Raw genomic sequence first — 13,869 nt, forward strand, 5'->3', positions numbered from 1 at the left:
GGGTTTCTTTTCTATAGTGTAATACTTTCTCCAGCTTCTAATACTTTCCCTGTACAATTTTGTAGCTTTTCTACAAATTGATATGGATCTTGTTCAATAACTGGGAACGTATTGTAATGCATCGGTACAACAGTTTTCGCATTAATCCATTTTGCCGCTAGTACAGCATCTTCTGGCCCCATTGTGAAATTATCACCAATTGGTAAAAATGCTAGATCAACTTTATTTAATTCCCCAATTAACTTCATATCAGAGAATAGTGCAGTATCTCCTGCGTGGTATACAGTTTTCTCTTCTGCTGTAAATAAAATACCTGCTGGCATACCTGTATATGTAATCGTCTTATTTTCTTCATCAATATAACTAGAGCCGTGGAATGCTTGTGTAAACTTCACTTTTCCGAAGTCAAATTCATGTGAACCACCAATATGCATCGGGTGTGTATTTACACCTTGCCAACTTAAAAATGTTGCTAGTTCAAATGGCGCTACAACAACTGCATTATTTTTCTTCGCAAGTTCTACTGTATCTCCAACATGATCACCGTGTCCATGCGATAAAAGAATTGCATCCACTTTTACATCTTCAGTTTTTAAATCTGTTTTCGGATTACCTGTTAAAAACGGGTCAATTAAAATAACTTTTCCATTCGCCTCAATTTTCACAACTGAATGTCCATGATAAGATACTTTCATTATTACATTCCTCCCCTGTTCACATTCTCACTTTGTATTCTACATGATTTTTCAATTCCCTGTCTTTTCTAACATCTATTTACTTGTCATAACGCTTTCTTCCGAGTTAAAGTTATATTTGTAATTAAATATCTCGGGGGTGCCAATCGATGAATGCTAGATTAGAAAATTTAATGCAATGGCTAAAAGAAAAAAACGTAGAAGCTGCGTTCTTAACTTCTACACCAAACGTCTTCTACATGACAAACTTCCACTGTGAACCACACGAAAGATTACTTGGTATGTTTGTATTCCAAGAAAAAGAACCTATTTTAATTTGCCCTAAAATGGAAGAAGGTCAAGCACGTAACGCTGGCTGGGCACATGAAATTATCGGATTTACTGATACTGACAGACCATGGGATATGATTGCAAAAGCAATTAAAGACCGCGGCATCAATGCAAATGCAGTTGCAATTGAAAAAGAACATTTAAACGTAGAGCGCTACGAAGAATTAACGAAATTATTCCCAAATGCAGCTTTCAAATCAGCTGAGGAGAAAGTTCGCGAACTTCGTTTAATTAAAGATGAAAAAGAACTTTCTATTTTACGCGAAGCAGCTAAAATGGCGGACTATGCTGTTGAAGTTGGTGTAAATGCAATTAAAGAAGATCGTAGTGAACTAGAAGTATTAGCAATTATTGAACACGAATTAAAAACAAAAGGCATACATAAAATGTCATTTGATACGATGGTATTAGCAGGTGCGAACTCAGCTCTTCCACACGGTATTCCTGGCGCAAACAAAATGAAACGCGGTGATTTCGTACTATTTGATTTAGGCGTAATCATTGACGGTTATTGCTCTGATATTACACGTACAGTGGCATTCGGCGAGATTTCTGAAGAACAAACTCGTATTTACAACACTGTACTTGCTGGACAACTACAAGCAGTTGAAGCATGTAAACCAGGTGTTACACTTGGCGCAATCGACAACGCTGCTCGTTCTGTTATCGCAGATGCAGGTTACGGAGACTTCTTCCCACACCGACTTGGTCACGGACTTGGAATTAGCGTACACGAATATCCAGATGTAAAAGCTGGTAACGAGTCTCCATTAAAAGAAGGTATGGTCTTCACAATCGAACCTGGTATTTACGTACCAAACGTAGGTGGCGTTCGTATTGAAGATGATATTTACATCACAAAAGACGGATCAGAAATTTTAACGAAATTCCCGAAAGAGTTACAATTTGTAAAATAATAGAAAAAGGCAGCGGGAGTGCTGCCTTTTTCTATTTCCCTACTATTTCAAATTTCTCTACAATCATTTTTGCTGGATAACTTTCAAGTATTTGAGAAAACCATACTTTTATTTTATCCCCTGTTTTTAACTGTTTATATGCGTCTTTGTCCTTAAAGCTCAAGACTATATGTGCTGGATGCTCTTTATTCATTTGTTGTTCTATATAATGTTGCAACTCTACTTTTGTTTCAACCGTTTTATCATCGGCAAAAAACATCGTGTCATTTCTTAATATGATATACCCTTCTTTAGGTACTTCTTTTACCGTTACTTGCTCTACTTGTTTTGTATCACACGCTGATAATACGACTAGAAATACACTTAAAAACATAACAATTTTCATATGCCTATTCATTTTTAACTCCTTACTCTAGGCTATTTCAAATTTAACACCATCTTCTCCTCATACTTATCATCCCATTTAATCACAACTTCTATAGGTTCATCTTTAGAGATAGGCGCGCAACTTACACAAGAAGACTTCATTTCAACCTTTGCTCCTCTATGAACTTCTGACGTTTGTGTCATTGTACTAAAGGCTCCATTAATAGCAATCTCTAAGTTTTTAAATTCTGTCTTTCCATCCCCGCCCTTATATTGAAACGTAAACATTCCATCTTCACTGTCATCCTTAATATGCCCTTTATATTGTCCAGTCCAACTTTTGCTCTCGCTAGAAAAAGTAAAATACCAAATCGAGCAGCTTCCTAAAAAGAAAATACTAATGAAAAAGAATAACGCTCTCTTCATCATGCCCCTCCATTCAAATGCACTTATTTATTGTCTATTTCTTCCTTCTATTATACTATTAAAATACAGAATTTTCTAAAATAGGGGGTTTATATGTTACAACAACAGTTAGAAGAAATTCGTAATAATAATTACATACTGGATAACACACTTAACATTGATTCTTTAAGTTCCAATATGCTTGAGCAAATTGGCGATACTGATAGCTATTTAAGGGACAAACTCATCTACTCTACTTTTTTTCATCTCATCAAGAAGGAATATCTTTCACACACACAATTACAGAAACTATTATTAGAAAGCATCGGTGAAAAATATTTATTGTATAAGATTCATTCAGATGATGAAGATGCGGTATTTACCCGAGCATTTACAACATTATTAATTGCCCTCATTATTGATGCTGATACAAATCATAATTTCTTATCACAGACTGATATTTCAAATGTAAAAGATCAACTAATTCTATATATGAACAACGAACATGATTTCCGGGGATATGTGCAAAAACACGGCTGGGCACATAGTATCGCTCATGCTTCTGATACATTTGAGGCGCTTGTGAATAGTCCTAAACTGGAAACTTTATATTACGAAGAAATATTACAAACTTTATTAAACAAAGTTTGTGTTCATTCCATCTATTACAAATATGAAGAAGATGAACGTATCGTTTATCCGATTGTCGCAATGCTACAAAATGGCTTAAAGGAAGAAGCACTCATATTAGCCCTTCGTGATTTAGTAGCTCAATTACCCGTTCAAAAACAAACATTACATATTGAATCATACGAGTTTCTATACGGAAATATAAAATCTTTCTTACGCAGCTTATTTTTCAGACTGCGCAAGCTTTCTATATGCGAAGAAACAGAATGCGAAATTGAAAAATTGCTACAAGAACTTCCAAAATATTATTAAAAAAAGAAGGCCACTCAAAAAGTGCCTTCTTCTATTTCACTAATATTTAATTGAAATTTCACGATCCAAACTGAGAAAAGGTGGACAAGAAGCGCAAACGCCATACATGCTCCGCTTAAAAAAGTTAGTATAGGATGCGAATACACGTGCCCCAATCCATAGGATACCGCCACGAAAAACATTGTTATGTAAATATAAATTGCTCCATGTATTTGCCTCATATAAACCTCCTTTTCCCATATTATAACATAAATTTTCTGATTATTCACATTAATTGCTTGTAATCAATATTTCTCAACTGTTACACCTCTTACAGCAGCCTTAATATATGGTGCTCCTTGTAAACTTTGTAAATCCTCTGTTTTGCCTGTTACGACTACACCGTATATTGGTAGGTCTTTTGGTTTGGTGTTTTTTATTTCTTTATAGTTTGTCCTAAAAGATTCTTAATATCCCTTTTATTTTCACTTAAAGATATCCAAATACAGCTGTTCTACATTTTTATCATAATAAAAAGCACATCTATTTTGATGCGCCCTTCACATATATTTTATTAACATATAAATCACTTTTTTGAAACAAAAACTCTCACTCATCTCTCTCCATACTATCGTTATGACTTAGTTTCCATAATAATTGAACGAGGATAAAACCCCAGCTTTTCATAAAACGATACAGCTTCATTTCCGTACACTACTGTTAATTCAATTTCATCTATCTTCTTCGCTTTAAACCATTCCACTGCACTATTCATTAATTTCAAACCAAATCCGTTTCTTCGGTATCTTTCATCAACGAATAAAACTTCAATCTTTCCGTTTACACTTTTGCTATACGCTATACAACATCCTAATATATTATCTGTTTCCGCCTCAACAATAATTCAATTCTATACTCTCCATACTTTGAATTTTGTTTATAAATTTCAATACGTTCCTCAAATGTCATTCTTGGATAGTCACCAGAAAAATGCCTTGATGTATTATTATGATATTCATGCAATTTATTTAAAGGTTCCCTTATTACTTCTATTTCATCGAGAGTGATATATTTATTACTAATTCTCATCCTACAGCATCTCCAATAATATATATTCCAACCAAAAAGATGACCCTTTTACGGTTATAAAATACCAATCTATTATTTCATCGCGTCCTTCACAACATCTTGAATCATAACGACTTCTGTTTTCATATCAACAGAGGGTGCTTCTTCATCAATACACTCATACCAAAATTCCAAGTGCTTTTTATCAATTTCATAATGAGAATTTTCGACAAGAGCCCCACCTTCTCCTTGCACAGAATACCAATATAAGTACTCTTCTCCATCTCTTATTTCCCGGAAAATTGTCTCAACGTACATCTTTTCGTCGTTTAATGTCAAAAGTACTTCTTTCATATTGTCATTCAGAAGCTGCATCCATTCATTTACTCGATGACTCTTACCAGGCTTAACTTTAAATCTCGTTAATTCTACATTCATTTTTCTTCCCCCGTTTTCTTACGTACAAACAAACTGTATTCTATTGGATGATAAAAACTTAATTTACTAGCTAATTTTCGCGAAGGAATATTGTCTACATAACAATCCCAGCTCGGTATAATATCATTTTGCATGCAATGTTCAATGAACCGTGTTGCAACAGCTTGAGCTAATCCTTTCCCTTGATGCGCTTCATGTGTTGCAATATCTATTTCAGCATAACCATTCCCGCTAAATATCGAGACACATTCAGCTACAATTATCCCATCTTGTTCTATACAAAATCCAAAACCACTATTCAAAAACGTTTCTTTTGATCCCCAATATTCTTTGTAGTACTCCTCTTTAAATTCACTGCTTCGCTCTATATCTCTTCTATCAATACGCTTCACTTCATATGTATTTTTGTTACAATCTCGTTTTCTCTCTTCAAAGGTTACGCTTTGAAATTTCATTCGCGGAATGTTTCGAAGTACATGACTAAAACGTTCTTCTATCATCATTTCCCACTCGTTACTCGAAGAGAACAATGTAAATCTCTTCTCTGTTTTTTCAATAGCCCTTTTTATAAAAGAAAATAAATCTTCGTTATAATTTTGATCATCAGTATCACCAAATAAATAATAAATACCGTTAGCTGTACGAATTAGTCCTGCTGTTAATTTCTCGTTTGCAAAAACCTCACCATCTATCACTTGATCACATACCGCATAAGCAAACGTCGTCGTTTTTGTATGACTTTCTAAAATCGGAAGGATTTTTCTATACTCGGCTACGGATAATTTTTTCATAATTGCTCCACTTTAATCGTATCCGCCTCTATATGTTCAAAACAAAGATTTACAGTTCTCTTTAATGCTCTCGTTCTATGAATCTTACATGCTGGAATTAAGATTGAATCATTTGGCTTTAAAACCGCTGTTTCTCCATCTTCAAAATCAATAAGTAATTCTCCCTCTAACACAATAAATAATTCATCCGAATTAGAATGATAGTGCCAATCATATTCACCAGTAAATACAGCGATTCGTAAGCAATGACTGTTTATATTTGAAACGACGAAGTTTTTATGTTGATCTTTAATATCCTTTGTTAATTCTATTAAGTTCACAGTCTCCATCTTTCGTCCCATCCTTTCATTAGTCGTTCTTCTAAAAAACTAACTTAATCTCCACCACCTCCGCAATCTCCTCCACCATCACTTGAGCTACTACAGTCATTGCTACTGTAGTCACCGAATCCACTTGATGAGCTTGAAGCGTATGAAGATTTTTTGCTTCTTTTTCTATCTTTTTTACTTTCATGACTAGGCCATACTTTATCAAATAATATAAAGAATAAGATTCCTTCTACCATAACAAGTAGAACGCCTAAGGTACTTTCAATAACATTGGGGGTTATCCCCAAACTTTTAAATATCCCACATAAATACAAGCAAAAAATCACATACAAGAACATACAAATATACCGAAATGTTTTCTCTATCGTAATGACTACTTTTTGTGAAAAAGGTATGTTCTGTTCCTGTTTTTTCTTTATATACCTTTGTCTCTTTGCCTGTTTTTTCTTCCTCTTTTTGCTCCCCATCGAATCCCCTCTTTTTATTATATAATTCTAAATTATCATAATAAAAATCGTTTTACACCAATAAATAACAATTATTCACATGTTATTTCTCCATATAAAAAAGACCCTCCTCACGAAAAGGAAGGTCTCAAATGTATTTCTATTATGATAAAGCAGGAGCTTTTTCAAGAAGCTCTTTTGCATCAGCGTATTGTAAGCCGTGAGCTTCCGCAACTGCTTCGAATGTTACATAACCATCTAATGTGTTAATACCTTTTAATAATGCAGTGTTGCCTAAGCAAGCTTCTTTGTAGCCCTTGTTAGCAATTTGTACTGCATATGGTACTGTTACGTTTGTTAATGCAAGAGTTGACGTACGTGGAACTGCACCTGGCATATTAGCAACTGCATAATGAACAACGCCATGTTTTTCGTAAGTTGGGTTGTCATGAGTTGTAATACGATCAGTTGTTTCGAAAATACCACCTTGGTCAATCGCGATATCTACAACGACAGAACCTGGTTCCATTGATTGAATCATTTCTTCAGTTACAAGTTTTGGCGCTTTTGCACCCGGAATTAATACTGCTCCAATAACAAGGTCAGATTCTTTAACAGCTTCTGCAATGTTGTATGGATTAGACATTAATGTTTTTACTTGGTTACCGAAAATATCATCTAATTGACGAAGACGTTCTGCACTTAAGTCAATGATTGTTACATCTGCACCTAAACCTACTGCAATCTTAGCTGCGTTTGTACCAGCTTGACCACCGCCGATGATTGTTACTTTGCCGCGTTTTACCCCTGGAACGCCTGCAAGTAAAATACCTTTACCGCCTTTGTTTTTCTCAAGGAATTGTGCACCGATTTGTGCAGACATACGACCAGCCACTTCACTCATAGGTGCAAGTAATGGTAAAGAACGATTGTCTAATTGTACTGTTTCGTATGCGATTGATGCAACTTTGTTATCGATTAATGCTTTCGTTAATTCTGGTTCTGGAGCTAAGTGTAAGTATGTGAATAAGATTAAGCCTTCACGGAAATAGCCGTATTCACTTGCTACTGGCTCTTTTACCTTCATAACCATATCTTGATTCCATGCTTCTTCAGCAGTTTCTACAAGTTTCGCACCAGCTTGTACGTATTCTTCATCTGTAAAGCCAGATCCTAAACCTGCTCCTTTTTGAACAAAAACTTCGTGACCATTTTGTACTAAATGTACTGCTCCCGCTGGCGTCATTGCCACACGGTTTTCATTGTTTTTAATTTCTGTTGGAATACCGATACGCATGATTAGTTCCCCCTTGAGTTATGAAATGACCCCTGAATCATTTTTTAAAGCGCTTTCTACGCTCTTATATTTTAACATAATATCTCAATATTTGACAAAAAAATAACACGAGTTTTCCGATAGATTTAATTTTATATTAAAGGACAGTATTATCCGCACCTCTCAGCACAATGGATAAACTGTCCAATTATTCGAAACTTCATCTTATTTTATTCTATCGATGTCTATGAATAACATCCACTGCACCAGTCACTTCAATAATTGTACCGGTAATCATATCGGAATCGTCCTCACATAAAAACGAAATGGTTCTTGCAATATCTTCACCTGTTCCAGATCTACCAATCGGTGTGTTATGCTCTTTCAGCTGACGTGCTTCTTGAATAGTTGCCTCTTTCATATCGCCAATAATATCACCAGGACATACCATGTTCGCAGTGATACCATACTCCGCTTCTTCATAAGCAACTGTTTTCGTTAATGAAACAAGTCCTACTTTCGCTGCGGCAAAAGCTGAACGATAAATCCATCCCGGTGCACTATCCGCCCCTTGAAATCCGTAATTAATAATACGGCCAAAGTTCTGTTTTCTCATGACCGGAACGACAAGTTTTAATAAATGAAATACCGCTGTTAAATTTCCCTGAATCATTTCATTCCATTCATCTTCTTCATAATCAACTAACTTTTTTCGTTCAAATACATATGGACCAGCATTATTAATTAAAAAGTCAATTTTGCCAAAACGGCTCATCGCTTCTTCTACTATTTTATGTAAATCTTCCTTTTTCGTGACATCCGCTTGCACGAATTGTAGACGCTCTTCCACATCTTTATATGTTTCTTTCATCGTTTCCATAGCCGTGATATCGCTATGGTACGTTACTGTTACTGAATAGCCTTTAGCCAATAACTTTTCTGTTACTTGCTTTCCTAAACCTTTCGTACCGGCTGTAATGAGCGCATGTCTCACAAAACTGCCCCCTTTTAAATTGCTATACTTCATATGTAACAAGTTCTCGCTCCAATTACAACTAAAATGAATTGAAACAGAGTTTTCAAAATTCTGTAACGTTTCTGGCAAGCACGTTACCAAAATTTGTTTTATAATTAAGTTGTAAACAGTTATAAAACAGATTGGGAGGAATTTACTATGAATAATACATATACAAATATTTTAATCGCGGTGGATGGTTCTAAAGAAGCAGAAAAAGCCTTTAAAAAAGCAATTCAAGTCGCAAAGCGCAACAATGCAACATTAACAATTGCTCATATCGTTGATGTAAAAGCATACTCAGCAGTAGAAGCTTATAGCCGTGCAATTGCGGAACGTGCAAATCTATTTGCAGAAGACCTATTAGAAGACTACAAAAAAACTGCGCTTGAAGCTGGTCTTGAAAAAATTGAAACTGTATTAGAATTCGGTAATCCTAAATCAAAAATTTCAAAAGAAATCGCTCCAAACCATAAAGTAGATTTAATTATGTGTGGTGCGACTGGTTTAAATGCTGTTGAGCGTTTCCTAATTGGTAGCGTCTCTGAACATATTATTCGCTATGCGAAATGCGATGTCCTTGTTGTTCGTGGTGATGAAGAGCAAGGTGAGCTTTAATTTATAGATAAAACACCAAGTCCACATAGGCTTGGTGTTTTTCATTTTATAAACTTCACTATAAACAAAAGACATGCTACGACAACAACGGTAATTGCCAACACATAAGGCGGAAGAAACTTCAAAGACCATAATGCCATCATAATCGTCGCAACCGTTAAGTACGTTCGCCTTGCACCTTCTGTCATTTTTTTACGAAATAAGAAAACATACAAATAACCAATTGGCGGCGTAATAAAGCAAAGAACGTATATGATTTTTGATTTTAAATACCACTTTTGTTCTCCAAGTTTCTTTATATCCCCTTCTATTCTCTTATGCTCTTGTTCTTTCTCTTCTTCTACAAGCGGATTTTCCTCTTCTCCTCGCTTTTCTTTCATATAAGGAAGAAAGTGCATAAAAAAATAGTATGCGAATACGAATGCTCCAAATCCAATATTTACTCTTTCTAATGGAATATGTTCACTAAAAAAAGCAGCAGTAAGCACTAAAGACAAACAGTATGTCATCATCCAAAAGGAACGTTTTCTCTTTTTCCGTTCCATTTCTTTTTTGCCTTGTATATCTTTTCTTTTCGAAAGCCATATAGAAATAAAGCAATCTACTACAAATAGAGCAAAAATAAATATCGCAACGTGTACTGTTTCTAAATCCTCAAATGAAAAGATATTTGGGAATGCAACATGTAATACAATGAATGTGTACAAAATTAGCCCTATAAAATAAATACGTCTCATTTTCCATCCCTTTCTTATTTCCTAACATTACGTTAACATACATTTTTTAGAAATAGACGGACAAAATATATATGTGTAAAAAAGGAGGATGCTATATGGATGATTCTGAACGCATTATTTTAGATGTGAACGGCAAAGAAATTGAAATGCTAGGTACGATTCGCACTCATTTTAAAGAGAAGCACGGCGTTGAACTAAGTAATGGTGCATTACTTCGTGATTTGATGGATATTGAGTATATTCGAATTACGGAAGATCGACATAAGTATGATTAAAAGAAAACGACTGCAGGCGAATGCCATCAGTCGTTTTCTTTCTTTATTTAAGCTCTTGATGTTTCCCGCCCATACCACCAGACTCATTGCTATCTTGGTGTACAGTTAGTTTATTTGTTTTCGCATCTTTTAAAACTCTATATGTATATGATTCATTTGGTTCATCTTTAAACTGTACATTCATACCATACGAATCCATTTTGCTATAAAAGGCCGGTTTTATATATAAAATATCACTTTCTTTATATCCTTTATCTTGTAAATGCCACATCGTTGCGATAACCGCTTCTTCTCGCTTTTCTTTTTCACCAACATATATATATTTGTCCAAAAGAAACACTTTAGCATTTGCAATTAAGCTAATTAACAGTACAATGATCAACACTATTTTTTTCATAGACTTCCCCTAAATTGTTATTTTTTACTACATTGTAACTTAAATGCTAGTAAAAAATAAAGTACGCCAGACTTTACTAGACTGGCGTACTTCCCAACTCAACTCTTAATAACTTCTTTCGTTAACCCCTTCGCCTTCTCCAAAGCGTTTTTGATTTGTTCAAATCCTGTTCCACCCGAACTATTACGACGCTTTACAGCCGCATATGGTGAAAGAACTTCATACAAATCTTCTTCAAATAAAGAGCTCATTTCTTTATATGTTTCAAGCGAGACATCTAATAAATAAATTCCTTTTTGTGTGCAATGTAGCACTAACTTTCCAACAATTTCATGAGCCTGACGGAATGGTAGTCCTTTGTTCGCTAAATAGTCAGCAATTTCTGTTGCGTTGGAGAAATCTTGCGTCACAGCTTGCCCCATTTTTTCTTTGTTTACAGTCATCGTTTCAAGCATGCCCGCCATAATATGAAGGCATCCTTCTACTGTTTTAACTGTATCAAACATTCCTTCTTTATCTTCTTGTAAGTCTTTATTGTAAGCGAGCGGTAATCCTTTCATTACTGTGAGTAAACTGAATAAATTACCGTATACTCTGCCTGTTTTACCACGGATTAGTTCCGCCATATCCGGGTTTTTCTTTTGCGGCATAATGCTGCTTCCCGTTGCATATTGATCGCTCATTTCAATAAATTGAAACTCTTGGCTACTCCATAAAATAAGTTCTTCGCAAAAGCGTGATAAGTGCATCATAAGCATAGAGGAGTTACTTAGGAACTCCAGTATGAAATCACGATCGCTTACTGCATCTAAACTATTTTCATAGATTCCATTAAATCCAAGAAGCTCCGCACTATACTCTCGGTCAATGGGGAATGTCGTTCCAGCTAACGCTCCTGCTCCTAATGGCGAAATGTTAATACGTTTTAACGAATCTTCATAACGATTCACATCACGCTCTAACATCCAAAAGTAAGCGAGAATATGATGAGCAAATGAAATCGGCTGAGCACGTTGCAAATGCGTATAGCCAGGCATAATGGTTTCAATATTATTTTCTGCTTGATGAACAAGAACAGTTTGCAATTGCTTTGTAGCTTTTATAATATGTTCTACCTTTTCTTTTAAATACAAATGCATATCTGTCGCTACTTGATCATTACGACTTCGGCCAGTGTGAAGTTTTCCTCCTACTTCGCCAATTTGTTCAATTAACATTTTTTCGATGTTTAAATGAATATCTTCTGCTTCTACTGAAAATTGTAGCTTATTCTCTTTTGCTTCTTTCAATAAATATTGAAGACCTATCTTTATTTTCTCTGCTTCTTCTTGCGTAACGATGCCTTGCTTTGCTAGCATCGTTACGTGTGCCATACTCCCATTTATATCTTGATTTACTAATTGTTGATCGAAGGAGATGGATGCTCCGAACTCTTCAACCCATGCTTCCGCTTCTTCTGTAAAACGTCCGCCCCAAAGTTTGCTCACGCTTCCACCTTCTTTTGATTCACTTGGCTGTATACTTTCGTCGGTAAACCGAATAATGAAATGAATCCAACTGCTGCATCATGATTAAATTCGTCCTGAGCAGTATATGTTGCTAATTTTTCATCGTATAAAGAGTATTCAGATTTACGTCCTTCTACAATCGCATGACCTTTAAATAATTTCACACGCACTGTACCTGTTACATTCTTTTGCGTTTCTTGTAAAAATGCATGAAGCGCTTGTTTTAAAGGCGAGAACCATAAACCATTATAAATAAGTTCTGTTATTTTCTGTTCAATCACTGGTTTAAAATGTGCTACTTCTTTTACGTGTGTTAAATCTTCCAACTCTTTATGCGCAGTGATTAACGTCATTGCTGCTGGGCATTCGTATACTTCACGAGATTTAATACCGACAAGACGATTTTCTACGTGATCAATACGTCCAACGCCGTGTTTTCCAGCAAGCGCATTTAACGTTTTAATTAATTCTGCAAGTGAATATGCAGTGCCATTTAAAGTAGTCGGTACGCCTGCTTCAAATCCGATTTCTACAAACTCTGGTTTATTCGGTGTATCTTCTAATGCCAATGTCATCTCATATGCATCTTCTGGCGGCGCTGCCCATGGATCTTCTAAAATTCCACATTCGTTGCTGCGTCCCCATAAGTTTTGATCGATTGAAAACGGGCTATCTAAATTAATCGGAATTGGTACATCGTTTTCTTTTGCATAGGCAATTTCTTCTTCACGTGACCACTTCCATTCACGTACAGGTGCAATCACTTCTAAGTAAGGATTTAATGCTTGGATAGAAACTTCAAAACGAACTTGGTCATTTCCTTTCCCTGTACATCCGTGTGCAACTGCAGTTGCGCCTTCTTGTTCTGCGATTTCTACTAATTTCTTCGCAATAAGCGGACGAGATAATGCAGAGACAAGAGGGTATTTCCCTTCGTATAATGTGTGTGCTTGCATCGCCATCAATGCATATTCATTCGCGAATTCTTCTTGAACATCAATCATATATGATTTAATTGCACCTACTGAAAGTGCCTTTTCTTTTACAAATGCTAAGTCTTTACCTTCCCCTAAGTCTAAACAAAGCGCGATAATATCATAATTCTTCTCTTGTAACCATTTAATTGCAACGGAAGTATCAAGACCTCCGGAATATGCTAATACAACTTTTTTCTTCTCCATTTTGCATCCCCCTAAGAATAAATATTCATTTTCTTTTATAATAATTCACACTTTACCACCTTTCACAAAATGTATCAAGAGTCATTTTCAAATTTTTTCAAACAATTTCGTCGAACTTCTTTCTGTTTTTCTGTACAATATAAGCAGGACAACGGG

General features: G+C 35.4%; 18 protein-coding genes and 2 pseudogenes. 4 read left to right on the forward strand and 16 right to left on the reverse strand.

What is annotated here, in order from left to right; genetic code table 11:
• Positions 1-11: 11 nt before the first annotated feature.
• A complete protein-coding gene (locus ACTFN4_RS05470) occupies positions 12-695 on the reverse strand; it encodes a metal-dependent hydrolase (protein ID WP_000868927.1) in 684 nt (227 codons plus the stop codon).
• 149 nt (positions 696-844) lie between these two features.
• On the opposite strand from ACTFN4_RS05470, the gene pepQ reads away from it, so the two are divergent.
• Positions 845-1,942, forward strand: a complete 1,098-nt coding sequence (gene pepQ, locus ACTFN4_RS05475) for a Xaa-Pro dipeptidase (RefSeq protein WP_000994026.1) — start codon at positions 845-847, stop codon at positions 1,940-1,942.
• Positions 1,943-1,973: 31 nt separating this feature from the next.
• Here the strand turns inward: pepQ and ACTFN4_RS05480 are convergent, their stop codons facing one another.
• Positions 1,974-2,339: a DUF3221 domain-containing protein gene (locus tag ACTFN4_RS05480; RefSeq protein ID WP_001079377.1), complete on the reverse strand. Its 366-nt coding sequence runs from the start codon at positions 2,337-2,339 to the stop codon at positions 1,974-1,976.
• A gap of 20 nt (positions 2,340-2,359) precedes the next feature.
• Positions 2,360-2,734, reverse strand: a complete 375-nt coding sequence (locus ACTFN4_RS05485) for a hypothetical protein (RefSeq protein ID WP_000816717.1) — start codon at positions 2,732-2,734, stop codon at positions 2,360-2,362.
• Positions 2,735-2,827: 93 nt separating this feature from the next.
• On the opposite strand from ACTFN4_RS05485, the gene ACTFN4_RS05490 reads away from it, so the two are divergent.
• Positions 2,828-3,655 carry a DUF2785 domain-containing protein gene (locus tag ACTFN4_RS05490; protein WP_000941475.1) on the forward strand — a complete coding sequence of 276 codons (828 nt, stop codon included), beginning with the start codon at positions 2,828-2,830 and terminating at the stop codon, positions 3,653-3,655.
• 14 nt (positions 3,656-3,669) lie between these two features.
• Here ACTFN4_RS05490 and ACTFN4_RS05495 read toward each other — a convergent pair whose 3' ends face one another.
• The 9 genes and pseudogenes from ACTFN4_RS05495 to ACTFN4_RS05535 all read right to left on the reverse strand — a co-directional run bounded on the left by ACTFN4_RS05495 (position 3,670) and on the right by ACTFN4_RS05535 (position 9,009).
• Positions 3,670-3,876, reverse strand: a complete 207-nt coding sequence (locus ACTFN4_RS05495; protein ID WP_001248908.1) for a hypothetical protein — start codon at positions 3,874-3,876, stop codon at positions 3,670-3,672.
• Between the two features lie 63 nt (positions 3,877-3,939).
• Positions 3,940-4,130, reverse strand: a pseudogene (locus tag ACTFN4_RS05500) (anti sigma factor C-terminal domain-containing protein); the annotation flags it as partial.
• Between the two features lie 138 nt (positions 4,131-4,268).
• Positions 4,269-4,723, reverse strand: a pseudogene (locus ACTFN4_RS05505) (GNAT family N-acetyltransferase).
• 72 nt (positions 4,724-4,795) lie between these two features.
• Positions 4,796-5,140: a DUF6176 family protein gene (locus tag ACTFN4_RS05510; RefSeq protein ID WP_001100217.1), complete on the reverse strand. Its 345-nt coding sequence runs from the start codon at positions 5,138-5,140 to the stop codon at positions 4,796-4,798.
• Positions 5,137-5,931, reverse strand: coding sequence for a GNAT family N-acetyltransferase (locus tag ACTFN4_RS05515; RefSeq protein WP_439962114.1), 795 nt, complete (start codon positions 5,929-5,931; stop codon positions 5,137-5,139). Before ACTFN4_RS05515 ends, ACTFN4_RS05510 begins: the two co-directional genes overlap by 4 nt.
• Entirely contained in the window at positions 5,928-6,260 is a 333-nt protein-coding gene (locus tag ACTFN4_RS05520; protein ID WP_000450925.1) for a cupin domain-containing protein, read from the reverse strand. The genes ACTFN4_RS05515 and ACTFN4_RS05520 overlap by 4 nt, the downstream gene beginning before the upstream one ends.
• 44 nt (positions 6,261-6,304) lie before the next feature.
• Complete coding sequence (locus ACTFN4_RS05525) at positions 6,305-6,727, reverse strand: hypothetical protein (RefSeq protein WP_086389540.1); 423 nt, start codon at positions 6,725-6,727, stop codon at positions 6,305-6,307.
• 142 nt (positions 6,728-6,869) lie between these two features.
• Positions 6,870-8,003, reverse strand: coding sequence for an alanine dehydrogenase (gene ald / locus ACTFN4_RS05530; RefSeq protein ID WP_001219403.1), 1,134 nt, complete (start codon positions 8,001-8,003; stop codon positions 6,870-6,872).
• Between the two features lie 214 nt (positions 8,004-8,217).
• Positions 8,218-9,009 (reverse strand): SDR family oxidoreductase, encoded by a 792-nt coding sequence (locus ACTFN4_RS05535; protein WP_002024902.1) that lies wholly within the window; start codon positions 9,007-9,009, stop codon positions 8,218-8,220.
• Between the two features lie 147 nt (positions 9,010-9,156).
• Here ACTFN4_RS05535 and ACTFN4_RS05540 point away from each other — a divergent pair, with 147 nt between their 5' ends.
• Complete coding sequence (locus ACTFN4_RS05540) at positions 9,157-9,615, forward strand: universal stress protein (RefSeq protein ID WP_001066673.1); 459 nt, start codon at positions 9,157-9,159, stop codon at positions 9,613-9,615.
• Positions 9,616-9,656: 41 nt separating this feature from the next.
• On the opposite strand, the gene ACTFN4_RS05545 is transcribed toward ACTFN4_RS05540, so the two are convergent.
• Complete coding sequence (locus ACTFN4_RS05545; RefSeq protein WP_001252878.1) at positions 9,657-10,352, reverse strand: hypothetical protein; 696 nt, start codon at positions 10,350-10,352, stop codon at positions 9,657-9,659.
• Between the two features lie 95 nt (positions 10,353-10,447).
• Between ACTFN4_RS05545 and ACTFN4_RS05550 the strand changes: the two genes are divergently transcribed.
• Positions 10,448-10,627 carry a ProA domain protein gene (locus tag ACTFN4_RS05550; protein WP_439962115.1) on the forward strand — a complete coding sequence of 60 codons (180 nt, stop codon included), beginning with the start codon at positions 10,448-10,450 and terminating at the stop codon, positions 10,625-10,627.
• Positions 10,628-10,670: 43 nt separating this feature from the next.
• On the opposite strand, the gene ACTFN4_RS05555 is transcribed toward ACTFN4_RS05550, so the two are convergent.
• The 3 genes from ACTFN4_RS05555 to ACTFN4_RS05565 all read right to left on the reverse strand — a co-directional run bounded on the left by ACTFN4_RS05555 (position 10,671) and on the right by ACTFN4_RS05565 (position 13,713).
• Positions 10,671-11,024: a DUF3139 domain-containing protein gene (locus tag ACTFN4_RS05555; RefSeq protein WP_078186396.1), complete on the reverse strand. Its 354-nt coding sequence runs from the start codon at positions 11,022-11,024 to the stop codon at positions 10,671-10,673.
• Positions 11,025-11,122: 98 nt separating this feature from the next.
• The gene (gene argH / locus ACTFN4_RS05560) at positions 11,123-12,511 is read right to left on the reverse strand and encodes an argininosuccinate lyase (protein WP_086403656.1); all 1,389 of its coding nucleotides are present in this window, start codon (positions 12,509-12,511) and stop codon (positions 11,123-11,125) included.
• Positions 12,508-13,713, reverse strand: a complete 1,206-nt coding sequence (locus ACTFN4_RS05565; protein WP_000412315.1) for an argininosuccinate synthase — start codon at positions 13,711-13,713, stop codon at positions 12,508-12,510. Before ACTFN4_RS05565 ends, argH begins: the two co-directional genes overlap by 4 nt.
• Positions 13,714-13,869 lie beyond the last annotated feature (156 nt).

The organism is Bacillus cereus group sp. MYBK95-2, assembly GCF_051915225.1.
GTDB lineage: Bacteria > Bacillota > Bacilli > Bacillales > Bacillaceae_G > Bacillus_A > Bacillus_A cereus.